General features: G+C 51.5%; 20 protein-coding genes and 1 other annotated feature. Of the genes, 3 read left to right on the top strand and 17 right to left on the bottom strand.

The annotated features are described in order from the left end of the window. Positions 1 to 63 precede the first annotated feature (63 nt). The 4 genes from AWM70_RS07030 to AWM70_RS07015 form a co-directional block, all read right to left on the bottom strand. On the bottom strand, positions 64 to 1,719 hold the full coding sequence (locus tag AWM70_RS07030) for a 2-isopropylmalate synthase (protein WP_068694976.1): 1,656 nt from the start codon (positions 1,717 to 1,719) through the stop codon (positions 64 to 66). Positions 1,720 to 1,777: 58 nt separating this feature from the next. Beyond that, positions 1,778 to 2,044, bottom strand: a binding site (T-box leader). A gap of 119 nt (positions 2,045 to 2,163) precedes the next feature. Beyond that, positions 2,164 to 4,935, bottom strand: a complete 2,772-nt coding sequence (locus AWM70_RS07025; RefSeq protein WP_237167899.1) for a copper amine oxidase N-terminal domain-containing protein — start codon at positions 4,933 to 4,935, stop codon at positions 2,164 to 2,166. A 280-nt stretch (positions 4,936 to 5,215) separates the two neighbouring features. Next, positions 5,216 to 6,892 (bottom strand): ribonuclease J, encoded by a 1,677-nt coding sequence (locus AWM70_RS07020; RefSeq protein ID WP_418303213.1) that lies wholly within the window; start codon positions 6,890 to 6,892, stop codon positions 5,216 to 5,218. A gap of 157 nt (positions 6,893 to 7,049) precedes the next feature. Then, positions 7,050 to 7,688: a LysE family translocator gene (locus tag AWM70_RS07015; RefSeq protein WP_068694969.1), complete on the bottom strand. Its 639-nt coding sequence runs from the start codon at positions 7,686 to 7,688 to the stop codon at positions 7,050 to 7,052. A gap of 182 nt (positions 7,689 to 7,870) precedes the next feature. Between AWM70_RS07015 and AWM70_RS07010 the strand changes: the two genes are divergently transcribed. After that, complete coding sequence (locus AWM70_RS07010; protein ID WP_068700447.1) at positions 7,871 to 8,500, top strand: LysE family transporter; 630 nt, start codon at positions 7,871 to 7,873, stop codon at positions 8,498 to 8,500. Here the strand turns inward: AWM70_RS07010 and AWM70_RS07005 are convergent. Together AWM70_RS07005 and AWM70_RS07000 are read right to left on the bottom strand one after the other, a co-directional pair. Further along, positions 8,497 to 9,927, bottom strand: a complete 1,431-nt coding sequence (locus AWM70_RS07005; RefSeq protein WP_068700445.1) for an amino acid permease — start codon at positions 9,925 to 9,927, stop codon at positions 8,497 to 8,499. The two genes, AWM70_RS07010 and AWM70_RS07005, sit on opposite strands and share 4 nt — an antisense overlap. 121 nt (positions 9,928 to 10,048) lie before the next feature. Beyond that, positions 10,049 to 11,527, bottom strand: a complete 1,479-nt coding sequence (locus AWM70_RS07000) for an aminotransferase-like domain-containing protein (RefSeq protein WP_068694967.1) — start codon at positions 11,525 to 11,527, stop codon at positions 10,049 to 10,051. A gap of 140 nt (positions 11,528 to 11,667) precedes the next feature. On the opposite strand from AWM70_RS07000, the gene AWM70_RS06995 reads away from it, so the two are divergent. Beyond that, on the top strand, positions 11,668 to 12,612 hold the full coding sequence (locus AWM70_RS06995) for a DMT family transporter (RefSeq protein ID WP_068694965.1): 945 nt from the start codon (positions 11,668 to 11,670) through the stop codon (positions 12,610 to 12,612). A 22-nt stretch (positions 12,613 to 12,634) separates the two neighbouring features. Here the strand turns inward: AWM70_RS06995 and AWM70_RS06990 are convergent, their stop codons facing one another. The 10 genes from AWM70_RS06990 to AWM70_RS06940 form a co-directional block, all read right to left on the bottom strand. Further along, positions 12,635 to 13,126 (bottom strand): GNAT family N-acetyltransferase, encoded by a 492-nt coding sequence (locus AWM70_RS06990; protein WP_068694963.1) that lies wholly within the window; start codon positions 13,124 to 13,126, stop codon positions 12,635 to 12,637. Between the two features lie 152 nt (positions 13,127 to 13,278). Then, positions 13,279 to 13,773: a DMT family transporter gene (locus tag AWM70_RS06985; protein WP_068694961.1), complete on the bottom strand. Its 495-nt coding sequence runs from the start codon at positions 13,771 to 13,773 to the stop codon at positions 13,279 to 13,281. Between the two features lie 37 nt (positions 13,774 to 13,810). Continuing rightward, entirely contained in the window at positions 13,811 to 14,512 is a 702-nt protein-coding gene (locus AWM70_RS06980) for a Crp/Fnr family transcriptional regulator (RefSeq protein ID WP_068694959.1), read from the bottom strand. A 24-nt stretch (positions 14,513 to 14,536) separates the two neighbouring features. Beyond that, positions 14,537 to 14,956, bottom strand: a complete 420-nt coding sequence (locus AWM70_RS06975) for a DMT family transporter (protein ID WP_068700443.1) — start codon at positions 14,954 to 14,956, stop codon at positions 14,537 to 14,539. 200 nt (positions 14,957 to 15,156) lie between these two features. Beyond that, on the bottom strand, positions 15,157 to 16,221 hold the full coding sequence (locus tag AWM70_RS06970) for an HD-GYP domain-containing protein (RefSeq protein WP_068694957.1): 1,065 nt from the start codon (positions 16,219 to 16,221) through the stop codon (positions 15,157 to 15,159). 1,280 nt (positions 16,222 to 17,501) lie between these two features. Further along, the gene (locus AWM70_RS06960) at positions 17,502 to 18,623 is read right to left on the bottom strand and encodes a Gfo/Idh/MocA family protein (RefSeq protein ID WP_068694953.1); all 1,122 of its coding nucleotides are present in this window, start codon (positions 18,621 to 18,623) and stop codon (positions 17,502 to 17,504) included. Positions 18,624 to 18,641: 18 nt separating this feature from the next. After that, on the bottom strand, positions 18,642 to 19,379 hold the full coding sequence (locus tag AWM70_RS06955) for a ThuA domain-containing protein (RefSeq protein WP_068694951.1): 738 nt from the start codon (positions 19,377 to 19,379) through the stop codon (positions 18,642 to 18,644). Between the two features lie 57 nt (positions 19,380 to 19,436). Beyond that, positions 19,437 to 20,600 (bottom strand): Gfo/Idh/MocA family protein, encoded by a 1,164-nt coding sequence (locus AWM70_RS06950; protein WP_068694949.1) that lies wholly within the window; start codon positions 20,598 to 20,600, stop codon positions 19,437 to 19,439. 155 nt (positions 20,601 to 20,755) lie between these two features. After that, entirely contained in the window at positions 20,756 to 22,069 is a 1,314-nt protein-coding gene (locus tag AWM70_RS06945; protein WP_237167856.1) for an SGNH/GDSL hydrolase family protein, read from the bottom strand. Positions 22,070 to 22,259: 190 nt separating this feature from the next. After that, entirely contained in the window at positions 22,260 to 22,847 is a 588-nt protein-coding gene (locus tag AWM70_RS06940) for a YjgB family protein (RefSeq protein WP_068694947.1), read from the bottom strand. 284 nt (positions 22,848 to 23,131) lie between these two features. Here AWM70_RS06940 and AWM70_RS06935 point away from each other — a divergent pair, with 284 nt between their 5' ends. Beyond that, positions 23,132 to 23,692, top strand: coding sequence for a GNAT family N-acetyltransferase (locus tag AWM70_RS06935; RefSeq protein ID WP_068694945.1), 561 nt, complete (start codon positions 23,132 to 23,134; stop codon positions 23,690 to 23,692). Positions 23,693 to 23,784: 92 nt separating this feature from the next. Here the strand turns inward: AWM70_RS06935 and AWM70_RS06930 are convergent, their stop codons facing one another. Beyond that, positions 23,785 to 24,303 carry a GNAT family N-acetyltransferase gene (locus AWM70_RS06930; protein WP_068694943.1) on the bottom strand — a complete coding sequence of 173 codons (519 nt, stop codon included), beginning with the start codon at positions 24,301 to 24,303 and terminating at the stop codon, positions 23,785 to 23,787. Positions 24,304 to 24,447: the final 144 nt, after the last annotated feature.

The following is a 24,447-nucleotide window of genomic DNA, read 5'->3' as shown; positions in this document are numbered from 1 at the left end:
GCGGGTCTAGGTTCATGGGAGATGTATCGGCTGATCGGTTCGTTCCTCCAGGTCGCCATTCGGCTATGCCATACGGTTAAGCGCAACCAGCATCGCATGAACGGAAGCCTGGATAATATCCGGGTGGATACCGGCTCCCCAATATATTTTGCCGTTTGAGGTAAGGCCTACATAAGCGATCGCCTGGGCCGAAGACTCCCGGCCAAGTGAATGTTCTTCATAGAAGGACAGATCATAATTCAGGCCCAGATAAGCTTTAAAAGCATTGCTTACGGAATCCAGATGTCCGTTGCCCAAAGCGTTGATTTTATCCCGTTTGCCGCCGCGGATAATCTCAAGTGTAGCTACAATCGATCCTTCCTGCTTGTTGAAATGGCAGTCGAGCAAATCAAATTTCTGCGTATTATCGACGTATTCGGCTTTAAAGAGGCTGTAGATTTCCTCAGCGGTCAGCTCTTTTTCACCCTGGTCGGAGGCACCTTTGGCCAGATAACCCATTTCCTCTTTCATGCCGGTCGGAAGCTGCACGCCGTAGCTTTGCTGCAGCATATAACCTACGCCGCCTTTGCCGGATTGGCTGTTCACGCGGATTACGTCCGTCTCGTAGTTCCGGCCTACATCTTTAGGATCGATAGGCAGATAAGGGACATCCCAAATCGGCGAGTTATGTTTTTCCCTCCACTGCATGCCTTTGGCGATCGCATCCTGATGAGAACCGGAGAAAGCCGTAAAGACAAGCTGACCCGCATAAGGGTGACGCTCGGAGACTTTCATGTTGGTCAGGCGTTCATAACCTTCAATAATCTCCATCATATTGCTGAAATCCAGCTCCGGGTTTACGCCGTGAGAATACAGATTCATTGCCAGTGTGATGATGTCAACGTTGCCGGTTCTTTCTCCATTGCCAAACAAAGTGCCTTCTACCCGGTCCGCTCCGGCCAGCACAGCATATTCCGCATCGGTCACACCGCTGCCTCTGTCATTATGCGGGTGCACGGACAAAATAACCCCGTCGCGATAAGCAAGATTTTTATGGATATATTCGATCTGGCTGGCAAAAACATGCGGCATAGCGATTTCTACCGTTGTTGGAATGTTGATGATCGCTTTATGGGCGCTGTCCGGCTGCCAGACCTCAAGCACGCTGTTGCATACTTCCAGAGCATAGTCCACTTCTGTACCCGGGAAGCTCTCCGGGCTGTACTGGAATCGGAAGTTCCCCGGCGTTGATGCCGCCAGCTCCTTCACCAGGATCGCTCCGTCTACCGCCAGCTGCTTGATCTCTTCTTTACTCTTCTGGAACACCTGCTGACGCTGCGCAACCGAGGTGGAATTATAAAGGTGTACGATAGCTTGCGGCACGCCTTCCAGCGCCTGAAAGGTTCTGCGGATAATATGTTCCCTGGACTGCGTGAGGACCTGGATCGTCACATCCTCAGGAATCATCTTCTCTTCGATAATCGTACGGAGGAACTGGAATTCGGTATCGGAAGCAGCCGGAAAGGCGACCTCGATTTCCTTAAACCCAATCTTCACCAGCATGCGGAACATATCCAGCTTCTCTTGGAGATTCATCGGTTTCACCAGTGCTTGGTTGCCGTCCCGGAGATCGACGCTGCACCAAAGTGGCGCTTTATCGATATAATCCTTTTTCACCCAGTCATACGTGATTACCGGCGGCATAAAATATCCGCGTTTATACTTGTTGTAGTCCATCATGCTTAACCCCTCCCATTTGCTGTTTATAATAAAAAAGGCCTTTCATCTCTATAATTCCAATAGAGACGAAAGACCATGTCTTACGCGGTACCACTCCAGTTTATGAACAGTTGTTCATACGCTCAGCGGATAAAGAGCCTTACTCCTTATCCAACCCCATCATAACGGCGGGCGATCCGTCCGTAGCTACTTCCAGAACAGTAAGTTCAGGTTTCGAAACGGCTGCTCCAAGGCGAGTTCCCCGATATCCTTCTACTGCTTCGCATCGACCAGCAGCTTTCTGGCAACCGGACAGGCGGGTACTGCTCCTCATCCAAGCATTTAAATATTTCCATTATAATAGCAGGAACCAGGCAATTAATCCAGCCCTAATTAACATATGATGTGAAAAAATTTTTAGTATTCCAAATTTGAAGCCCTTGCGGGCCCCTCTTCTCCTTCTGCTTACAGGGTGTTATCCGCAGGAGCAGCAGGCACTGAGCCGCTGGTAGCAGGGGATTGCTCTTGCCCCTGAGCAGTTGAAGGATCAGCTGTCGTTGCCGCAGGCAGGGTTACAGGCTCGGACGGCGCGGACAGGACATCCGGCGCATGGGTTGAGCCGTTGGATACCGCCAGTACATAAACCCTGTAGCCAGCACCTGCCTGCAGGTCAGCCCCGGTAATATCAACCGTTGCTGTACCGCGAACCGTATCCCCATCCTTCCCGGTGCTCAAATAACCCCGTTTTTCTACCGCGCTGGCTTCGCTTTGCGTAAAGGTTCCCCGCTCGGCAGGCACCACGAGAATCCGGTATTCCGCAATCAGATTCTCCGTCTCGGATTTCTTAAAGCTGACGTCAAGTCTGTCGGGATTATCAGCATTTACAGCAGCCGTTACTTCAGTCGCCGGAAGAAGAGTCAGGTTGTTGGTCAAGGTGATGGCGGGGGAGGCGGCGGACAAAGCATTGCTTCCGCTGTAACCGGACCCGCCAACGGACAGGACAAAGACCTGGTAAGACGTTCCATTCTGGATGATGTCTCCATTCACGGTTCTCTGCCCGTTGTCCAGATTGATACTGATGTCCCTGCCCACCGGACTAACCTGTTTATAATAAGAGCTTGTAACTTTATTAGCCTTAGCCAGCGTAAAGCTGGACGCTTCCGAAGCTTTGACAACCATAATCCGGTAGCTGCTGATATTCGTTTCATTTGCGGCTCGGTTAAAGCTGACATTCAGGTCGCTGGCATTGCCCGCGTCCCCTCTGTCCGAAACTTGAAGATGGCTTGCCGCGCCAATCGTCAGATTATCCGTTAACGTGATGGAAGCAGAAGGCGAAGACAAGACGTTGTTGCCGCCGATCCCCATCGTAAGTACATAAACCCGGTAGCTTTGGCCTTTGGTAACCGCAGCGCCGTCAACAGAACGTGTATAGCTGTTCAAGTTAAGACTCAGATTTCCTCCTGTCTTGGATACGCTCGTGTAGTAAGAGCTGGACAAGCTGCCGGCCAGATTGACATTAAAGCTGCCGGCATCTCCTGCTTTCACTACGAACACCCGGTATCCGGATACGCCGCTCTCATTAGCGGCTCTGTTGAAGGACACCCGGAGATCACGTCCATCCCCGTAATCGGCTGTATCCGCTACCTGCAGGTTGCTTACCGCCGTTATTGCGTTGTTGTTTAACGTCAAAAGGCTGGACGGAGCGGACAGCAGATTCGGATACAGCGACGGATTATTGGATACAGCCATCACAAAGACCCGGTAGGAGACGCCTGTAGTGACCGCTGAGCCCTGCACGTCTTTCATATTCGACGGCAGAATCGTGCTGATCGAAGAATTGCCGGTTTTGCCAACATCATAATAACGGCCGGAGGACACCGAATTCGCAGAATTCAAGCTGAAGCTGCCTGCATTTCCGGATTTGACGACAAAGATCCGGTAATAGGCGACCTTCGATTCGTCTGCCGACCTCGTGAAGTTGATCTGAAGATCGCGTCCGTCTCCATAATCGGATACGTCATTCAGCCAATTGACCACCGGAGCCGTGTTCACGGTATTTAACGTCAGCGCGGCTGAAGGACTTGAGAGCTTATTGGCATAAAGGGATTGATTGCTTACCGAAAGCACAAAAGCCGTATAGGATACTCCATTTCGGATCAGATCACCCGAAGTGTCCCGGCTTCCGGCGTTCAGGGTCACATTCAGCGTGCTGCTGCCGGATTTGCCGACTGCTGTGTAGTAGCTGCTGGAAGTGGCATTCGCTGCTGATAAGCTGAAAGACGATGCGTTTGAAGTCTTCACAATAAAAACCCGGTAACCCGAAATATTCGCATCATTGCCCGGTCTGGTGAAGCTGACCGATAAATCCCGTCCATCGCCGTAGTCTCCGGCATCGCGAAGCGCAAGGTTGGAAACAGCCGCTACAGACAAGCCTGACAAGGTAAAGGCTGATGAAGATGCTGATAACGCGTAACCGCCCGTTCTTCCCACACTCAGAACAAACGCCCGATAAGATGCTCCTGCCACAAGTGTATTACCGTCCGCGTCCCGGGTCTGTGCCGTAAGATTGACGGACGGGTCGGAATTAACGGCCGCTACGAGTGTGTAATTGGAAGCGTTGACCGTTAAGGCCTTCTCATAGGTAAAGCTTGAAGCGTTTGCTTCCTTGACGATAAAAATCCGATACCCGGAAATGTTCGCCGGATTGGCCGGCCGGGCAAAGCTTACTGTGACATCGGAGCCCGTGCCTGTCTGACCGGAGGTACGTACACCCACATAAGGCGCGCTGCCCACATCGTTCTGGGTCGGATTTCCGCCGTTTGCAGTGCTGATGACCACCCGGCTGCTTGCAGGTTGCCATTCCACGTTTTGTCCCAAGGATTCGCTGACGAAACGCAGCGGAACCAAAGTCCGTCCATTCTTGCTGACTGCGGGCGCATCCAGATATACGGTCTGGCTGTTAATCGTTGCTTTATTTGCGCCGAGCTTCAGCACAACTGTAGTTCCATCTTTATAAGCCGTGACCGTTTTGGTGGAGTTGTTCCAGAGAACACTCGCATCCAACGCCTCAAAGATCCCTCTCAGCGGCACAAACGTACGGCCTCCAGTAATCAGCGGTGCCTGATCGGTCACCAGCTCTTTGCCGTCAATTATAATTTTAATCGGGGATGCGGCCTGTGAGTGGAACGGTGTGACAACCGCTGTGGTAAGGATAGCAGCCATCAAGGCGCTAATCATCTTTTTCAAAAAATTCACCCTCCTGCTTGTGTATGTCTTGCCTTCGTCTTGTCTTGCTGGCTATGTTTGTCCTCAAATTCCCGAACTCCCACCTCCTGTAACTGATTTGACGTTGATGGACTGGCAAAAGTTTCATATTTCTCGACTCTATGATGTAAATCTTTTTGTTGCTCCTGGCAGCAGTCCGCGCACAAAAAAGAGCCCTTGCCTAAGCATGGACTCTTTGCACTCCGCTTCTTCTTTAGCCAGACGGCTGCTCGCTGCCAGGCCTCGCTTTGCTCTAAACTTCAATCACGATTGGAAGAATCATCGGCCGTTTCTTCGTCTGGCTGTAAATGAACCTGCCGATGTTGTCCTTTAACGTTTGTTTGATATCGCTCCACTGGCTTCGTTCAGCTTCGTTCAGCCCGTTCATCGTAGAAAGCACCAGCTCGCGGATCTGGTTCATCAGCTCTTCGGATTCCCTAACGAACACAAATCCTCTTGAAATGACCTCCGGATCGGCCAGCATCGTCTTCTCCGATTTGCTCAGCGTAGTCACAATAATAATCATCCCGTCAGAGGACAAGTGTCTGCGGTCCCGGAGCACGATATTGCCAACCTCGCCTATGCCGATGCCGTCAACAAAGCTGTTGCCGGCCGGTACTTTGGGGCCTAGCGAGGCCTTGCCGTCCTCAATACGAACAGCGTCCCCATTGTTCACGATAAATACATGATCGCTTGGCACCCCGACCGACTCCGCAAGCAGCCGGTGCTGATACAGCATACGAAATTCGCCGTGAACGGGAATCAAATATTCGGGTTTCATCAGGGTCAGCATCAATTTCAGCTCCTCCTGGCTGCCGTGCCCGGAGACGTGCATGCCCGTAGCACTGCCGGAGCCGTAAATCACCTTGGCGCCCAGCACATATAAATTGTCGATTACATGGGCGAGATTGCGTTCGTTGCCCGGAATCGGCCCTGCGGCAATAATCACGGTATCCCCCGGCAAAATTTCGATCTTGGGATGTTTCGAGCTGGCCAGCCGCGACAGCGCGGCCATAGGTTCCCCTTGACTGCCCGTACACAACACCGCAATTTGATCGGCTGGATACCGTTCGGATTCTTCCGGTTCAATAAGGAGACCATCGGGGATTTGCAGATACCCCAGCTCCATTGAAACATTCACGACATTCACCATACTGCGGCCAAGCAATACCAGCTTGCGCCCCGTTTCGACGGCTGCGTCGATCACCTGCTGCACCCGGTTGACGTTGGAGGCAAAGGTTGAAACAAACACCTGCTGTTTGGCCCGGATAAAAGCATCGAGCAAATGCTCTCCTACCTGCCTTTCAGAAGGCGTAAAGCCCGGCCTTTCCGCATTTGTGCTTTCTGACAGCAGCACCTTGACGCCCTGCTTGCCGATCTCCGCCATCCGGTGCAGGTCCGGATAAGGACCACTCACAGGAGACATATCAAACTTGAAATCACCCGTATGCACCACGGTTCCTTCCGGGGTTTGAAAGCAGATGCCTAAGCAATCCGGGATGCTATGGTTGATGGAGAAGAAAGTCGCGTTGATCTCCCCCGCCTGCATCGCCGAATCCGCGCTGATGGTGTGCAGCTGAGCTTCTCTTAACAATCCGTGTTCCTTGAGTTTGATTTTGATCAACCCCAAAGTCAGTTTGCTTGCATATACCGGCAGATTAAGCTGCTTCAGCAGGTAAGGAATTCCTCCGATATGGTCCTCATGTCCATGAGTGACGATTAAAGCCCGTACCTTCTCCTGATTCTCCAATAAATACGCGATGTCCGGAACAATCAGATCAATGCCCGGCAGGTTTTCCGTTGGAAATTTGGAGCCGCAGTCGATCACAACAATGTCGTCTTTATACTGAATGAAGTACATGTTTTTCCCGATCTCGTTAACGCCGCCGAGGGCAGCGATCAGCAGTCCGTGTTCGGTTGGTTTCAAAATAGGCCCTCCTCAAAATGTCGGTAAGCTGGAAACTACCTATATTATTGGGGAAACCTGCAAACTTATACACGGACTCATGCCTTTGTCAGGACCGGAACCTGCTGTCCTTTGAAGTCAAAATGGTCTCCGGGCTTAAAATTCTGAAAATAGGATTTTGTTAGATGCCGAATAAAGCCTGTACGCCCTGGAAAGCAAAATAAACCCCAAAGCCGACCAGAGAAAGCCCGGATAGAAATGAAATCAACATAAGACTGGTATCGTTCAGCAAACGCCTTAAACCGGTCGTCAATCCGGCCACAAATAAATCCCACAAAGCCAATCCCAGAAAGATCATACTGCTGTATAACAGCAGATGGCTTGTCCCGTGCGACACGGCTGTCCGAGCCAGGACAGAACCGTATATGCCCAGCCAGAACAGAATGGACAACGGACTCGTAATCGACATGAAGAAACCAAGCATAAAACAGCTCGTTAAAGAATCGCGGCGGCTTCGCATCATATCCAGACGCACCTTCTTCGCGCGCAGGCCGCTTTCAAATCCCGAATAGATCAGCACCGCTCCCCCGAACAGCCATAAACAGATCTGAACTGCCGTAATATTCAGAAATTGAACCAATCCCAAATAAATCAGCAGCATAAAGATCATATCCGCAATCATCGAACCTACTCCAACTACCCACGCATGGAAAAATCCATTTTTGATCCCTTTATCCAGCCGAGCCGAGTTTACCGGACCAATCGGGGCGGCCAAAGTTAATCCGAGCAAAATATAACTTAACCAAACATTAGCGCTCAGCCGTTTTCACTCCTGTCTTGGTTGCCCTTGGCTCGTACATTTTATGAAGAGCTGCTGGAAGTTTATGACTGGGGAGTGGATTTTTTAAGCAGACATTGCGGCCTCGAAATTGAAAACCTGTCCTACTCTCTTCTATGTTTGAATATAGCTGTAATGCAGCTTACAAAAAGGGGGAGATTTCAATCAACCTATTTATCGGTTATATTTTTCTGGGGTTATCTCTTTCTGCTCCTATCGGCCCGATCAACGCCGCCCAGCTGGATAAAGGCATCCGCGGCGGCTTCTGGCACGCCTGGGCTGTAGGGCTAGGCGCGCTGCTCGCCGATCTTGGCTATATGCTGGCCGTATATTTCGGCGTCTCCCATATGCTGGATGCCCCGTATATCAGAGCTTTTCTATCGCTGTTCGGATTTATGGTGCTGCTGTATACAGGAATCGAAAGCATTAAGGATGCCGGCAAAATAACAACGCAGCCTTTAAGGGGCGGAGATTCCCTGCTGCTTAAGTCCTTCCTGTCCGGCTTTCTTATGTCTTTGTTCAACCCGCTCTCCATCTTGTTCTGGCTGGGAATTTACGGGTCCATTCTGGCGGACGCCGCTAACAGCTTCCCGATGGACCAGCTGCTTATCTACAGCGTAGGCATTGTCATTGGCATCATCATTTGGGATTTCTCGATGGCGGCAGCCTCCAGCATCTTCCGGAATATCCTTACGGATCGAGTGCTTAAAGGCATCTCCATACTTTCCGGACTTTCGCTCATCGGCTTCGGCGTTTATTTCGGCGTACAAGCTAGCCGGATGTTATTCCTTTAGCTCCGGCTCTTCTGCTTTATAATTCCTTTGATCCGGTAACCGCTTCCTTCCTCCAGCCTGTGCGGCTTTTCCGGCAGAAGCGGTTCACCCTGCCCCCGGTTTTTATTGCGGTGGCGTTCCACCAGGAACCCGCAAATTCCGATCACGGACACAAGCAGCAGGCTGATAAAGAAACCGGGACGGCTCAGCGCATGGAATAAAGTCCCGCTGACCGCTGCCGCGATAAGCACAAGCCCGATCCAGCGTTTGATCCCGCTCCAGACACTCGATTCCAGCAGCTTGCCTGAAGACAACAAAATAAACGACCAGTTGTACAGGAGCATCAAACCCGCGGCAGTCGTAATATATTCATACACTTTGCCCGGCAGAAGCAAAGCCATAATGATCGCGGCGAGCAGTCCGCATGTGATGAGCCCGAGGCCGAATAATGGATATTTGTCCTTCCATTTTCTCGCGAACAGCTTTGGAGCATCCCCCTCCTGGGCCAGCGTATTGATCATAGAGGTTACTGCATACAAAGAGGCTGTCATCGTTGAGAAGCCGGCAATGATAAGCACGCCATTGAACAAATGCGGCACAAAAGCCAGATGGTCGCTGCCCAAAGCCAGCACGAACGGGCTCTCTTTAGGACTGAAAGCTTTCAGCGGAACCATAATCACTGCAAGTCCGATAGACAGCACGTAAACGACGGCAAGGGTCAGCAGCATCACTTTCCCGGCTTTAGGCGCCTCACTCGGGTCTTTAAGCCTATACGACATGATGCCCAGCACTTCGATTCCTCCATAAGCATAAAAGGCGAAAATGAAAGCCGACCAAAGTCCCGTCCAGCCGGTCGGGAGCCAGGCTCCATAATGATCCGGAAAATGAGGCTGATATTTGCCTCCCTCAATCCACCCTGCAAGCAGGGCTGCTGCCAGTAACAGGAACATTAGAATAGCTGCCGATTTAATGATGGCCAGCACATTCTCCACCCGGTCGAAGCCTTTATTTCCGAAGAAGACAATGATCAGTCCCAGCAGTCCGAATCCGGCAGCGAAGATCCACATCGGCACCGCCGGGAACCAGAAACGCGCAAAGATGGACAACGCCGTGAGCTGGCTGCCCATGATCAGCATTTCGGAGAACCAGTACACCCAGCCGCTGCCGAAGCCGGCCCAGCCGCCGAACGCTTGTTTCGCATAAGAACGGAAAGAACCTTGTTCCGGATGATCGGCCGTCATCCGTGCCAAGGCATCAAACACCATATAAGTCCCTGCCGCTGCGAGCAGATAAGCCAGCAGAACCGCTGGACCGCCTATCGAAATCGCCAGGCCGGACCCCAGGAAATAGCCGGTCCCGATCGTCCCGGCAACCCCAAGCAGGGAAAGCTGCCACCATTTCAAATTGTCTTTGCCTTGTGTGGAGGGTTTCGTTGAAGATTTGTTCATGTTGGACAGGTCCTCGTCTAAAGTTGGATTTGGGAAGGCTCCCGGAATTAGATTGCCCCGCCCGGAGGATTTCATTACGAATTTTGTGATGGCTTTCAAGCGAACCGGATCAGCTCACCCCTTAACTTAATCCTTCCCTCACAAGATGCCGAATCCCGTCACGGATTTGAACCTCGTTGACATACGAATAACTCAATCTGATGTGCCTGTTCGGCTGCCCTGAGGGGTCATGCGAGCTTCCAGCGGAGAAATAAACGCCGTGGCGGGCGCAGCGCTCAGCCAGCTCATTCATCTCCGGTCCATCCTCCGGCAGCTTGATCCATAAATTGAGTCCCCCCTGAGGACTTTCCCAGGTCCACCCTTGTTTCCTGGCCGGAGCAAGCTCCTCCTCCATGATCTGTTTGCGGATGTCCAGTGCAATCCTCAGCTTCTCCAAATGTCCGGTTAGTCTTTCCGAAGCCAGATATAATAAGAACACCTTCTGATTAAGCAGCGCCGCCCCGTTGTCCATCCGGTACTTGAAGCTGAGCAGCTGTTCCATGAGGGGAGAACCGGCGCACAAAGCGGCGATCCGCAGCCCGGGCGCAGCATATTTGCTGAAGCTCCGAATATAAACGACCCAGCCTTCCGTGTCATAGGAAGCAACAGGAGGCGGAGGTGCAGTATGAAAATAAATGTCGCGGAAGGGATCGTCCTCGGCAAGCAGGCAGCGGTATTGCTCCGCAAGCTCGGCCAGCCGTTTGCGCTGTAAGGTCGGAACCGTATAACCGGTTGGATTGTGGAAGGTAGGATTTAAATAAAACAAACGCGGCTGATGGTTCTGCATCAGCTTCTCTACTTCATCCAGGTCATATCCCCAAGGATGAATCTTCACCGGCACAATCCGGGCGCCTTGGTGTTTAAAAATATCGATGGCCGAATGATAGGTTGGCTGCTCGATCAGCACGGTGTCTCCGGGAGACAGAACAGCCCGGGCAAGCAAATCAATGGCCTGCTGCGCACCGTTTGTGATCATGATGTCATCCGCTCCCAAATACAGCCTGTGGGTCTCGGCCAGATGCTGAGCTAATACCGTTCGCAGCTCAGCATCTCCTTGAACCGAAGAATAGGTGCCCAGCACCTTCGGATATAAATCAAACACCTTTTTGGCATATTCCGAGAAATAACGGTTCGGAAGCAGACCCGGATCCACCAAAGCCTGGGCGAAAGACAGGGATTGCAAGCTGGCATCCGTCTTGATCATATGCATATCCTGCAGATACCCTGAAGCTGTTCCGCCGATCCCCGGAAGCAGAGGCAATCCTCTCTGGATAAACGGCTGGCGTTTGGTAGGGACCGGCTCTGAGCCCTGGTCTGTTAACTGCTTTAGCGGCAGCACGTAATAGCCGGACTTCTCCTTGACATAAACCCGCCCGCTGTCCTTTAGCAGCTGGTAAGCCCGTAATACGGTAAGCCTATGAACGCCCAGCTCTTCAGCCAGGTGTCTTACGGAAGGCAGCTTGTCATGCTCCTGCCAAACCCCTTCTTTTAATTGGGCATCCAAATAGTCATAAATCTGCATAAATAACGTTTGCGGGGAAGAAGAGGAACGGAGGTTCATGCTGCTGTTCTCCTTTCTTTATTGTACTGTTCTAGTTGTACTGTTCTATATTTTGGCCTATTTAGCGCCCTTTCTGTTCTGCTTCATTCAAACTGTTCTATTATCTTTCCCCTATAATTAGCCCCAAAGGGGGAATAAAAATGGTTTACTTGGGATATTCATTGATGTGTTTGATTTTCGGAACAACCTTTTTGGCGATTAAATGGGGAATAGATGCAGGTTTGACCCCTTTTCTCGGGGGAGGCATACGTTTCTTGCTGGCGGGGTTAGTGCTTCTGGCCTTTATGGCCGTACGAGGACAAGTATCTTTCTCTCTTCTGCTGAGAAAAGAGATGTTGTTCACCGGACTCAGTTTAACCTTCGGGACCTTCTCCGCCTTATATTGGGCAGAGCAGTACCTTCCTTCTGGCATGGCAGCCGTGTTATCTGCCACAGGTCCAATCCTTGTTCTGATCCTTCAGGCGCTGGTGCTGCGGGTCCGGGCTTCCAAAAACGCCCTGTGGGGCTGCCTGCTCGGATTTGCCGGCATTGTTTTCCTGCTGATGCCCGGCGTTTCTTCCCTGCATGGCCCTTTCTGGCTGATCGCAAGCCTTGTGATCATAGCCGGAGAAGTATTTTATGCCGGCGGAACCCTGTATTCCAAACAGGTCATGCCCCGATTTCAAGGCGTCTCGCCGATTGCGCAAAATGCAGCTCAAATGATGTATGGCGGGGCCGGGCTGCTGATCCTGTCTTTGTTCGCCGAGAAGCCGAACGTCCAGGCGCTGCTTGATGTCAAGGCGTTATTGTCCTTGCTTTATCTGATCGTCTTTGGCTCCATGGTAGCCCACAGCCTCTATTACTGGCTGATCGTCAAGACTACACCGCTGTTCCCGACAACCTGGCTGTATATTTCGCCGGTGCTGGCGCTCGGCTTTGGGCTTGTACTGTACGGGGAACCGGTAACCTGGAACATGACCGCCGGCGTCCTGATTGTGATTTCCGGTCTGCTGCTGATCAATTCCCAGGCTTTATTGCCGATGCTCTTCAAGAAAAGGAACATCCCCAAATCCAAACCCAAACCCGTTCACTCGGAGCACATTTAACTGGATAGGCACGAAGCCTTTTTCACAAACCTGCATGAGGATTTAAATCTTTCAAGTACCACGCATCACAGGCAAAATGCTCAGATCCTGCAAGAGGCGCATCCAGCTGCTTAAAGCCGTTTTTCTGGTAGAAACGGTTGGCCGCATGCATATTCTCCAAGGTTTCCAGATAACACTGACTGTAATGTTCCCTGGCGAAATCAAACGCCTTTTGCAGGAGGCGGCTTGCTGCGCCCGTCCCTCTGGCCTCTGGGACCAGATACATCTTCTGCAGCTCGCACACGCCTCTTGCATCATCAAATGGAGCAATCCCGCAGCCTCCGGCAATTTCTCCTTCCTCGGTCTCGACCACCCAATAAGCGCGGCCCGGCTGGTTGTAATAACGAAACAGATCATGCATGCTTTCGTCCGCCCAGGCCAGTCCTTCCCTGTTGCCGCCAAATTCAATCAGGCACTCGCGGATGACCTGCTCAATACGTCTATTATCTTCGTCCCTTAATTCACGGATTATCATGTCTATGGAACCTCCAGTATAACTATTAAACATATGGTTTCTAGTTTACATGAAATAGGTCTGTCCGCATAGAATCCCTCTTCCGTCACCTTTCAACAAGAAACCAGCAAAACGCAGCAAATCGAATCGATTTCTGCGCTTTCCCAGGAAATTTAAACGGCCGGTTCGGACTCCTTCCGGTTCGGAGTCTGTTTCCGCTTCGGTCTGCCCAAGCTGCCCCCGGTCTTGAACACGACAATGCCGGCAATGATGACCAGCACGCCGACCAGCTGACTCAAACGGAAGGGCACCTTCTCCAGGCCAAGCCATCCCATCGAATCCCACAGAAGAGCAAAACCCAGCTGCGAGGTCATAACAATGGAGATCGAGAACGTCGGCTCCAGCCTTTTTAAAGCCTGCACGAGACAAATTACCACACCTACCCCAATAATTCCGCTGATCCAATACCAGGGCTGCATGTTCACCAGATGAAACATTCGTTTGCCTTCAAAGACTAGTCCAAGCAGCAGGGAAGCAGCAAATCCCATGCCGAGCACAAGAGTTGTTGTCCCCCAGGAGCTGACATGCTGATTCACTTTGCTGTTAAAAATATTCTGAAGACTCACCAGCGATCCCGCAAGGACCGCTAGCCATATGCCGATGATCAAGATTAGCACCTCCTTTTCATAAATCCTCTTTCTTCAGTTATCCTTCATAAATGCTTTGGCCGGTCAAGGCCCGCAAGCCTTCTTTATTTTTCAGCAGAAGAGATCCTTTGCGCCGTTCCACCCATCCCTCTTCACAAAATTTCTGGATAACCCGGTTCACGTGGCGATAGCTGGTTCCGATCAGGTTCGCCGCATCTCTCAGGCTGGAAGTGCTGATTTGGCTGTCTACAAAGGAACCGAATTCATCCGATGACACCGACAGCAGGTAGCTGGCCAGTCTCACATCCACCGGATGCAGCATGTTGAAGCTTAGGAAATGAGACTTCCTGTAGAACTTCTCCGTGATGATATCCAGCATAAATTGCAGGAATGGTGCGTAATTCCGTCCATACTTGTCGAGCCAGCGGTACTGAACGCCGATCATCACAACCGAGGATACCGCTTCAACCGTATTGATGATCTCGATGCCCCGTATATATTCAATATCTCCAATAATCTCCAGCGGCGTTTTAAAAGATAGAATCAACGATTTCCCTTCCGCCGATGTCGTATAAATCTTGATTTTGCCTTTAACCAGCACAAACATTTGACCGCTCTGCTCGCCTTGAGAGCAAATCAGCTCCCCGCGCTCATACGTATACAGCGAAAGATGGCCCAGCAGCTCCTGCGGAATAAAAGGCTCCAGCCCGTGCTCCTTCAGATAGGTCGCCAGCTGCTGCCGATCTTGTATTTCTTTCATGGTCTAAATACAACCTCCAAGTTGTCATAAGGCTTTTAAAATAAGGACGCCTGCAATCATCAACCCGATCCCGACAAACTGCGGCAGCTTCATCTTCTGTTTGGCTACGCCAAACCAGCCGAAGCTGTCGATCAGAAAAGCGAGGAGCAGCTGCGCGATCAGCAGCGCCGAAATCATCAAGGTGACGCCGATTCTCTGGATGGCCGTCACTTCACTGAAGATGACCACGGCTCCGAAAGCCCCGCCGATCCAATATAAGGGCTTAACGGCCCGGATTCCGCCAGTTTTCATCTTTGGCGTCGTCCGGCGCCAAACCAGCAGCAAAATCAAAAAGGCCATAACAAACCCGGTCATCTGTGTGACCGCCGCGGCCTGCCAGGTGCCTATATCTTGGCCGATCCGCGCATTCGCTACTCCCTGCAGCGTAATGCAGGCCCCACCCATCAAAGCAAACAGACTCCCTTTCCATATTCCTTTCACGATTCTCTCTCCTTCTTATAACTCTGCTTAACTAATTAAAGGATAGATCAGGAGATTTAGGGAAGGACATATGTCCTCGAATCAGCATAATATTACTCTTGTACTGCTCCTAAAAAAACCTGCCGCAGGTCAGCACTATCGTGCACCCTTTGGCAGGCTTTATTTTACAGCAAAACCTCTTCAATCTCGAGACTGCGGTTTTTGGACAGGTCTCGGTAGACATTCCCGTCCACCTTAACAAGCGGGCGGAACATATCGGACAGGTTATTAAGCACAATCACGCCCTGCTCTCCGTTGCTGAGCTGAACCTTCTTCCCGATGAAGTTCGGCAGCATATGCTGAATCAGAGCATGAACCGGCTTCTCACTCAGTTTGCCGAAGCTAAGCGTATACATCTCTTTCAAATTGGCCATCAAATTGTTGGGCTTGTCCGGCTCGGATTTCTCCCTCATGCTGATATATTCGTCAGCCACCGCCACAATTTCCGCAAACGGATGGATTTCTCCCTTCATCATCTGGTTGGGATAGCCGGAGCCATCTTCGCGTTCATGGTGCTGAAGAGCGATGAGCGCCGTCGTTTGATCCATTTTCGAGTTTTGAATGAGGTCATAACCTCGTACGGTATGCTTCCGGTATTCCTTCCACTCATCTGGAGTTAACGCTTCCTCCTTGTAGCGGATCCGCAGCGGCACCTTGCATTTGCCTATGTCGTGCAGATATCCGCCCTTGCTGATTTGATAACATTCCTCTTCAGTATATCCCAGCCAGCTAGCTATGTAATAAGATAAAGTCCCCACTTGAATTGAATGCGTGTAATTATTGACGTCGTCGCGTTCAAGCATCAGCAGGAGCCGGACAACATCCTTATGCAAGGCCAGTTCGTTTACCAAGGGCAAAAAAGCATTGTCGATCCTGCTCGGATGGAAACGGCCATTGACCAGCGCATCCAGAAACACGGATTGATAATTACGAACGGTAAAATCAAACCGGGGTTTGATCACCTTCTCCGCATGAGCCTCGTCATCGGAAAGCAGTCCGGAAGCCGCTTCTTCAGCCTTGACTTCGGGCGCGGATTCAATCTCCACATAATCAACCCTATGCTGCAGCAGCAGGTCAATATCTTCCGGTTTGAGCACCGCCCCTTTCCTGAGAATGTGAAGACCGGAGCTGTTAAACGTATCTTGCAGCAGGCGGTCGCCTTGCTGGAGATTCACAACAGAAACTTTCAAATCGATTCCCCTCCTGCAGAACATCATCGAAACTAAAGAACATTGTGGCTTATGTCAAAAAAAGCCCTTTCTCCCTTTATCGAATCATTTTCGGGAATCTTTCATAGTCTGAATGACCTTAAAGTAAGCCGGGCTGACGTTATTCTAGGGCTTTAGACCTGTTTTATAGCAAAAAAGAGAAAAGTTTGCTCTCAAGCGGGCTGCGGCTGATTTAAGCCCCTCTCCCACCGCTGCCTCTTTTCGAATATAACCGCCTCATTTATCTCTCAAATCCCTAGTCTTTGCCAATTCTCTGAGCCTTTCAAGGGGTAGAGATTCTCAATGTGTTCGAGCTGCCCGAAGTTAATCGTACTCAGGTGTTCTGTCAATCCTTTTCCCCTAAGGCCAACCTGCTTGCGCGGCCCAAAGGTGACTCTAGCTTTCGGTGGCTTGGGAGAGCAACTATCTTGGAGATCTTTCATTGACCAAGCTTTAAAGAACACAAGGTATAAGACGATCCCCTCTAGAAATATGGATGAATGGCTGAAAAGCCACTTCGTTATGAACTTGTCTTTGAATCGAATTGCCGTCTCGTATAGGAGAACCAGCGCAAAGCCGCAAAGGACAAAAAGCGGCTTAACTACGTCATTGACGCAATAGATGAAGGCCATCAAGTGTTGAGAAAAACGGTTACACAGTTACGCCTACGGATCAACAGCAATTAGTCCGAAAATAGCACAAGCTGTTTTTTGCCGTGTGGAGATTATATTAGCAACTCCCATCGGCAGAACCACGCTAAGCGATAAGGCAGTATCTTCTAACGAAATGACTATGTTGTACCAGGCTTTCTCCGACTTAAAGAATAAAGCGAACATGGCGACACCAAATTGGGACAAGCTTTACAATTACAGCCCTTTGCAATAATGGGAATTATCTTGTCTCTAATCGAAACTGGATCTAGCACTTGTCCTTTGTCCAGAACAAGAGCTAGATCCATTAATTGAAATCCGCTTATTCTGAGTCAGCTTAGCCTTAAGCTTCTCCCAATCTGAAGTATATTCCGGTCCCTTGCCATGCTGTATGGTTTACCTACAGGCTGCTCTAAGCGATTCTGCTTGCCACTACGACTACGGTACCCTCTGTTCTACTTGTGTCTTATTTCGCATGTTTAACTGCTTCATGATTTCGGGATAATTTTTGACATGAAAAAGCCCCCTTGGTAGACAGGTTTTATGATTTCACCTGTCTACCAAGGGGAGCATATCACGCGGAGATGGCTCTGAATGCTTAACAAGCTTTATTTATAACGGTGAAACCCCGTTTTTAAGGGAAAAGGCCTCTTCCCCTTCCTCCATCGGGGCCGGAACCTCACACGTGCTCTGCATCGTGTAATGGCCCTGCTCGTCAGAGGCATCGTGGAACGCCCACATGGCCTCCAGCACATGGTAGGCCAGATCGCCGGTCGCCCGGTGAGGGCGTCCGGTCCTGATCGCTTCAGCCATATCGGCAGCGGCAATGCCGCGCGCGTTCTCGCTGAAGCCCGGAAGAAGCGGCTGCTCGGTCCATTCGGATTCGCCGGCCAGCTTGTATTCTACCTTCCCGCCAAAAGTGTTCGGATCCGGTACCTTGAGCGTCCCGTGCGTGCCGTAGATTTCAATCGGCGGCAGGGTGCTTCCTCCGAATACATCAAAGCTTGTTACGAGCGTGGCAATCGCTCCCTGCTGAAATTCAAGCACTCCGGCCACATGGGTCGGAATGTCCACCTTGATCTTCTGCCCGGCTTTGGGACTGCTGGTAATCACCCTTTCCTCAAGCGCTTTGCCGGTAATCCCGGTAATCCGCTTGATCGGCCCGAGCAGCTGTATCAGCGCCGTCAAATAATACGGTCCCATATCAAACATAGGGCCGCCGCCTTTGGCATAATAGAATTCCGGACTAGGATGCCAGGATTCATGGCCGCCGCTCATCATAAAGGCCGAAGCCGCAACCGGACGGCCAATCCGTCCGCTTTGAATCAGCTGCAGGCAGGTTTGAATCCCTGCCCCGTAGAACGTTTCGGGTGCACAGCCGACCAGCAGGCCTTTTTCCCTGGCCGTCCGCAGCACCTCCTGCCCTTGCTCGCGGGTAACCGCCAGCGGTTTCTCCACGTAAACATGTTTGCCGGCCTGCAGCGCCTCCAGGCAGACAGAAGCATGCGCCGCCGGGATTGTCAGATTGATGACAAGCTCCACATCCGGATCGTTCAGCAGCTCTTCCGGGCTGTAGACCCGGGGAATCCCATATTCCGCTGCCTTGCTTTCAGCCTGCGTGCGATCCAGATCGGCACAGGCGATCAGCTCAAGATGTTCAAATTTCTTGCAGTTCTCCATATAAATCCCGCTGATCTTTCCGCATCCGATGATGCCAACCTTCACTGGTTTCAAGCTGTTCTCCCCCATTCCCTATTCGTATTGGCTGTCCTGCATGCCGCTGTACACGCTTTTGTTAGTCCGGTCCCCTTCAGCTGCAGCCAGCTGTTTGCCGGCAGCCGCCCACAGAAATCCCCGGCGCATCATCTCCGTCACTTCAGGCATATCTACGATGTCCGCATGGTGGCCCAGCGAATTGTAGAACACCCGCCCCTGGCCCCACATTTTAGTCCAAACCACCAGCATATCAACAGGCGGGTTCGTATCGTGCGGTCCGGGAACCACGGGGAAACGGGTCGTCGCATGCACCTGTACCACTGGATCGACATGCATATAATACTGCTCGCTCTTCACTTTAAAGTCTTTAAGTCCTGCAAGCAGGGCTTCGCCGTCCGTCTCGCGGTTCACGATATTCACGGTGTATTCAACACCGTCATTTCCGGGATGAGCCACCCACTGTCCACCGACCATAAACTGCCAGTCGACATTCGTCCGGAAGGAGTCGCCCATTCCGCCATGGCAGCCGGCGATTCCAGTGCCCTGCTGCACTGCAGCCAGCACATTTTGCGTAAGCTCACTGCTCAGCTCCCCCATCGTCCACACCGGAACGATCAAATCAAGCGCAAGCAGCTTGTCTTTATCCGCATAAGCCTCCAGCTTGTCTGAAACCTCTACTTCAAACCCTTCAGCCTCCAGAATCCGTGTGAAAATATCCGCTACCTGTTTCGGCTCATGGCCGTCCCAGCCGCCCCATACGATCAATGCTTTCATGCTGGATCTCGCTCCTTCAATGAATGGATTTATTAAGGCCGATCGATTCAATTGCTCTTACATTTCCTTCAGCTTCACCCAGCGCCGTTCGTCAATCGAACGCTCCACGGCTTCCAGCACCGCCTGGCATTTAACGCCGTCGCGGAAATTCGGCGATGGCTGGCGGTCTTCCTGAATTGCCTGCATCAACTCCAGCATCTCATGCGTGAACGTATGCTCGAAGCCAATGGTATGACCGGCCGGCCACCAGGCCTCTGCATACTCATGAGCCGCATCCGTGGCCAGCACCCGGCGGAAGCCCTGCACATCTTCCTCATCCTCCGTAAAATAAACCTCCAGCTCGTTCATCCGCTCGAAATCGAAGCGGACACTGCCTTTGCTGCCGTTGATTTCAAACGAGTTGGTGCTGCGATGGCCTGCCGCAAATCTTGTAGCTTCAAATAAACCGAGAGCGCCGTTCTCAAACCGGGCCAGGAACGAAGTGGCGTCATCGACCGTCACCTGCCCCTTCGGCCCTCCGCTGCTTCCCTTGGCCGTCAAACCGGTCATGTTGTCCGCAAGCGGCCGTTCCTTGATAAACGTCTGGCTCGTGCCGATCACTTCCTCCATATCCCCGACCAAATAATGCGCCAGGTCGATCAAATGCGCGCCAAGGTCCCCAAGCGAACCGGAACCGGCGATTTCCTTTTGCAGCCGCCAGACCAGCGGGAACTCAGGATCGAGGATCCAGTCCTGCAGGAAGAAGGCCCGGAAATGGTAGATTTGGCCCAACCGGCCGGAATCAACCAATTTCTTGGCCAGCTTCACCGCCGGAGAGAAGCGGTAATTGAACCCGATCATATGCTTGACTCCGGCCTGCTCGGCAGCCGCCAGCATATCCCGGGAGTCTTCAAGCGTCAGGGCCAGAGGTTTCTCGCAGAAGATATGTTTGCCTGCCGCTGCTGCGGCCAAAGCAATTTCCTTGTGAGCATCGCTTGGGGCGTTGATATCGATTAAATCAATATCGTCCCTGCCGACAAGCTCGCGCCAATCCGTTACGGCTCCACTCCACCCGAAGCGTTCTGCCGACTCCTGGACAGCTTTGGGATCGCGGCCGCAAATGGCCGTCATTTCCGGCTTAGCGCCGCTGCCGGGGAAGAACATGGGCAAAGCCCGGTAAGCATTGCTGTGCGCTTTGCCCATAAATTTATATCCAACCATTCCAATTCTGACTTTCTCCATGAACGACAACCGCCTCCATTGACTGAATTTTCCTCTTCCAGGAAGAATAAGACAAGCCACACAAGTCATACAAGCCATATAGTTAACGCTTTCATTCTCTATCATAACCCAAAACCTGCCTATTTCGGGTACAAAATTATTAGAAGTTTTTCAAATTATTCATTTTCCCGGCTCGAACAGCCGGACACCCCTTGCGTTCTGTACCAGTCCATAAACGCCTCGGCTACGGCCTGTCCGGCGGCCCCGTTTGGATGGGGATCGTACCTATCGCTCATATACTCGGGTTTGATCCGGTGATCCTCCGGTTTAGGACAGGACAAGCAATCTCCGACAGGATAAACAAAGTCCGCCCCCTTCGGCGGCTGATTTAAGATCTGTTCATTAACCGAACGCCAAACCTGTTCCCGATGCCCAGTAAAATTAAAAGGAGGAACCGTACTTAATAAAATCCTCATGTCCGGATTTCTCTCCTTAAGCCGGCAGATCAGGGCCGACAAATCCGCCATAAGCTGCCCGGCCGAACGTTCTCCGATATCGATGTCATTCACGCCGAGCATAACCAGCAGCTCGTCCGCGTATTGCGCTTTATGCAGCCAAGGACTCCCTTCAGCTGCCGCATCATAAGCCCTGCCCCAGCCTGAACCGATGTTCCAGACCCCGGCCCGCCCGGCTAACTTGCTGCCGATTCGGGCCGCCCAATATTCATAAGCGTCTTTGACCGTTCGTACGCCTTGGGTAATGGAATCTCCGAGCAGGACAAACCGTGAAGCGTCCGGCCGATACTCCCCTATGAAGCTCGGCATTACAAGCAGATTCTCCGAAAGCTTAGCTTCTCCTGCTTCAGGTTCTCCTGCCCAGTTCCCCGGTCCATCATAAGCAGTGGCCAGCATGCCCTCCACGTTGTAAGGAATCGACTTTCCCGGCTCCAGTGCCGTAAGCGTCCAGCTGAAGACCATGTAATGCCCTTCTTCGACCTGGACGGATACTTCATCGCTGGCGAAGGTTTCGCCCGGCAGCACGTCTTTGGTCCCGGTCCCCCCGAAGGTAACTGGGGTGATGGAATCAGGCTTCACTCGGCCGTCCGGCTCAAGACCGCCATCTCCCAGATAAGCGGATTCGATCCTCCATTTCCCGCCAGGCTCTCCTCCTGTCGCTTCCTGCCCCCGGTCCCAAGTCGAGTCCACCGCATTGCTGTGCCATAAACGCAGCAGCAAGCGCCCGCAGCGATAAGGACGAAAATACGTTCGATACGTATGTGTAAACGGCTCAGGCCGGTTTAGGATCTGATTGGCCGCCGCCCCAAGCGGTGTTGCCGAGACATACCCTAGTTCCATGGGAGGCTGCTCCTGCAGCTCCCCCACCTTTTCTTGCCGCTGCTGATCTTTCCCTTGATTGGAAGGTCTGGAATGCCCTTTCTGTCCTGTTGGTTCTGCCCCTTCCGGCAGCTTCAGCTTCCTCGTCTTCTCCATGGTTATGCTCCTTCTCTGCTTCATTCAACCTGACAACCTAGCCGGTTGATGCTTACTAGCATTATACCGCCGCGTCCTTTCGGAAAGCTTGGACGATTCCGCTCCTTATTTGTATTTTTTTGATCCGCAATCCGGGCCCATGAAACAACAAAGCCGGCACCCTCAGGGTACCGGCCATTTGATGACGTGCTTATTTCTTCAAAAGATTGATATGATCCAGATCCGTGCTGCTGTTAAAGATAAACTCCAGCTTGTAATCGCCGCGCACATAAGTTAATTTCGTCTGGGTGAGCTTGCCTGTTTTGAACGTGGACACCGAGTTTGGTGCGTACCAGTTTTTCTTCAGCATGGCGATGGTGATGCCGCCGATATTCGTCTGGCGTTCCACGTTGGTTCCGAAATAGCGGATTTCCCGGATTTTGTCTAACTTATAATTGAAGGCATAACCCGGATTGCCCATTTCCGCTCCGTATACATCGAACGAATCGGCATCTTTGGCCGGCATTGACGCTTTACCGATCGCTTTGATGACCTCTTCTTTCGTCGTTTTCCCAATGACAAAGCTGCTTGCCACTCCAGGGAAATGACCGTTTAAAGCAGGCTTGTAGAAGCTGTTCAAGGTAGCCAGCGCTTTCTGCGAATCGGACTGGCTGACGGCTGCAGCCTGTGCTTGATGTACAGGCGCCAGTCCTCCGTATAGGCCGAACGATCCGGCTCCGATAACACCGGCCATAGCCAGCGCAAGTGTCGCGTTTGTGAAGGTTTTTTTGAGTATCATAGTAATCTGCTCCTTTATCGTTAAGTCAAGCTTGCCTTTTGTCCCATTACCCCGCTTAAGCCATGCTCAATCTGGGCGGATCTGTCCGGTTCCATTTGGAACTCCTATTCGACTATACCTGAACCCTGCCGTTCAAGGGTAACGATCCTATAAACAGAATATATCAATTTTGATACAAAAAAGGGCCTTTTGCACATCGACACAGCCCATATGCTACAATAAGTTTGAGAAGCATAATCAGAGCATCTGCAGAGTGCTGCACATGGATTTGGAGGACACAAGCGATGGATTTATCGTTTACAACCCTGTCTCATTGGGATCAGAACAAATGGAATCAGCTGAAGCCCATTTACGAGGAAGCCTTCCCTCACGGCGCCAAACCGGAACCCATCCTCCGCGGTATGCTGGACCGGAAGATCGGGTTTCTGCATGGCGGATATAAGGAGGAGGAAGCCGCAGCAATGGCCGTAACCGGACTGGTCGGGCAAGCAGGCGAGCGAAAGCTGATTCTCGATTATATGGCTATTCGCCAGGATCTGCGCGGGCAGGGTTTGGGCAAGCTGTTTCTGAATCAAATCCGTGATTGGGCCGTGCGGGAGCATAACATTCAAGCGATTATTCTGGAAGCGGAAGCCGAAGACAACGAAATCAATCAGGCCCGTCTTCAATTTTGGAGACGATGCGGCTTTATCCCCACAGACTACGTTCATACTTATATATGGGTGCCGGAGCCTTATCGGGCTTTAGTTCTCCCCTTGAAACCCGGGTTTGAACGAAGAGATGACGGAGAATCCCTGTTTCGCTGTATTACCGCCCTTCATGAACAAGCCTACCGCAAACGGTAGGTTTGTTTTTCATTTGCAGATGGTTACATCCTTGTCACCTATATTTCAAAGTTGTATCCATACTTCTACTCCTGCCGCACCGGTTGACTGCTCTAGGCTTGACGAAGGACTTTCTCAAACACGGGAAAATCGGCCTCTCTCCCCGGATAATTAATTTTCCCTCTAATTTCATAACCAAGCTTGAGATAAAGGCCTTGCGCTGTCCTGTTCTTCTCGTATGTATCCAGGCGCAGACTCCTGTACCCGTTCTCCAGGGCATACCGTTCGGCAAAAGCAATCAGCTTGCTGGCAATGCCCTGTCCCTGCGCATTCGGATCTACCGCCAGCCGGTGCATAATCAGGTTCGGGCCCTGCTTCTGCTGCCAGTCGATTCCTGCATATTGATCATCCTGATTCTCATCAAGCACCATCATGCCTAGTACCTGGCCATTCTCCCCTGCCGCAATATACATCGTCTGGCTGTTTATATCCTCTGCAATAATATCCTCGGCCGGATAATCTGCCCCCCACTGTTCGTTGCCGCCATCATTCATTATCCGGACAACCCGGCCAATCATGCTCATTAATGGCTGAAGATGATCGGGGTTTGCTTTTATAATTTCAATCTGCATTGTTTCTCACCCTCCGCCGTCTTTGAATTTAATCCTATTCTTGATGAAAGTGTATCACAGAACAACGAATTGGATGAACACACCGGGTTCAATCTGTTCTACTCCAAGCTCTCCTGCTCGCAAGGAACAGCAATGCGTAATTAA

The organism is Paenibacillus yonginensis (genome assembly GCF_001685395.1).
GTDB lineage: Bacteria > Bacillota > Bacilli > Paenibacillales > Paenibacillaceae > Fontibacillus > Fontibacillus yonginensis.
Note: the sequence above shows the minus strand (reverse complement) of the source record. Positions and strands in the feature narration are given on the sequence as shown.

What these genes read in the sequence shown, in the direction of transcription:
- AWM70_RS06975 (WP_068700443.1), bottom strand. Translation starts at nt 14,956, where the DNA reads ATGGGTGGGGCCTGCATTACGCTGCAGGGAGTAGCGAATGCGCGGATC.
- AWM70_RS06950 (WP_068694949.1), bottom strand. Translation starts at nt 20,600, where the DNA reads ATGGAGAAAGTCAGAATTGGAATGGTTGGATATAAATTTATGGGCAAA.
- AWM70_RS06980 (WP_068694959.1), bottom strand. Translation starts at nt 14,512, where the DNA reads ATGAAAGAAATACAAGATCGGCAGCAGCTGGCGACCTATCTGAAGGAG.
- AWM70_RS06990 (WP_068694963.1), bottom strand. Translation starts at nt 13,126, where the DNA reads ATGATAATCCGTGAATTAAGGGACGAAGATAATAGACGTATTGAGCAG.
- AWM70_RS06940 (WP_068694947.1), bottom strand. Translation starts at nt 22,847, where the DNA reads ATGATACTCAAAAAAACCTTCACAAACGCGACACTTGCGCTGGCTATG.
- AWM70_RS06945 (WP_237167856.1), bottom strand. Translation starts at nt 22,069, where the DNA reads ATGGAGAAGACGAGGAAGCTGAAGCTGCCGGAAGGGGCAGAACCAACA.
- AWM70_RS07025 (WP_237167899.1), bottom strand. Translation starts at nt 4,935, where the DNA reads ATGATTAGCGCCTTGATGGCTGCTATCCTTACCACAGCGGTTGTCACA.
- AWM70_RS06930 (WP_068694943.1), bottom strand. Translation starts at nt 24,303, where the DNA reads ATGCAGATTGAAATTATAAAAGCAAACCCCGATCATCTTCAGCCATTA.
- AWM70_RS06935 (WP_068694945.1), top strand. Translation starts at nt 23,132, where the DNA reads ATGGATTTATCGTTTACAACCCTGTCTCATTGGGATCAGAACAAATGG.
- AWM70_RS06955 (WP_068694951.1), bottom strand. Translation starts at nt 19,379, where the DNA reads ATGAAAGCATTGATCGTATGGGGCGGCTGGGACGGCCATGAGCCGAAA.
- AWM70_RS06995 (WP_068694965.1), top strand. Translation starts at nt 11,668, where the DNA reads ATGGTTTACTTGGGATATTCATTGATGTGTTTGATTTTCGGAACAACC.
- AWM70_RS07030 (WP_068694976.1), bottom strand. Translation starts at nt 1,719, where the DNA reads ATGATGGACTACAACAAGTATAAACGCGGATATTTTATGCCGCCGGTA.
- AWM70_RS07005 (WP_068700445.1), bottom strand. Translation starts at nt 9,927, where the DNA reads ATGAACAAATCTTCAACGAAACCCTCCACACAAGGCAAAGACAATTTG.
- AWM70_RS07000 (WP_068694967.1), bottom strand. Translation starts at nt 11,527, where the DNA reads ATGAACCTCCGTTCCTCTTCTTCCCCGCAAACGTTATTTATGCAGATT.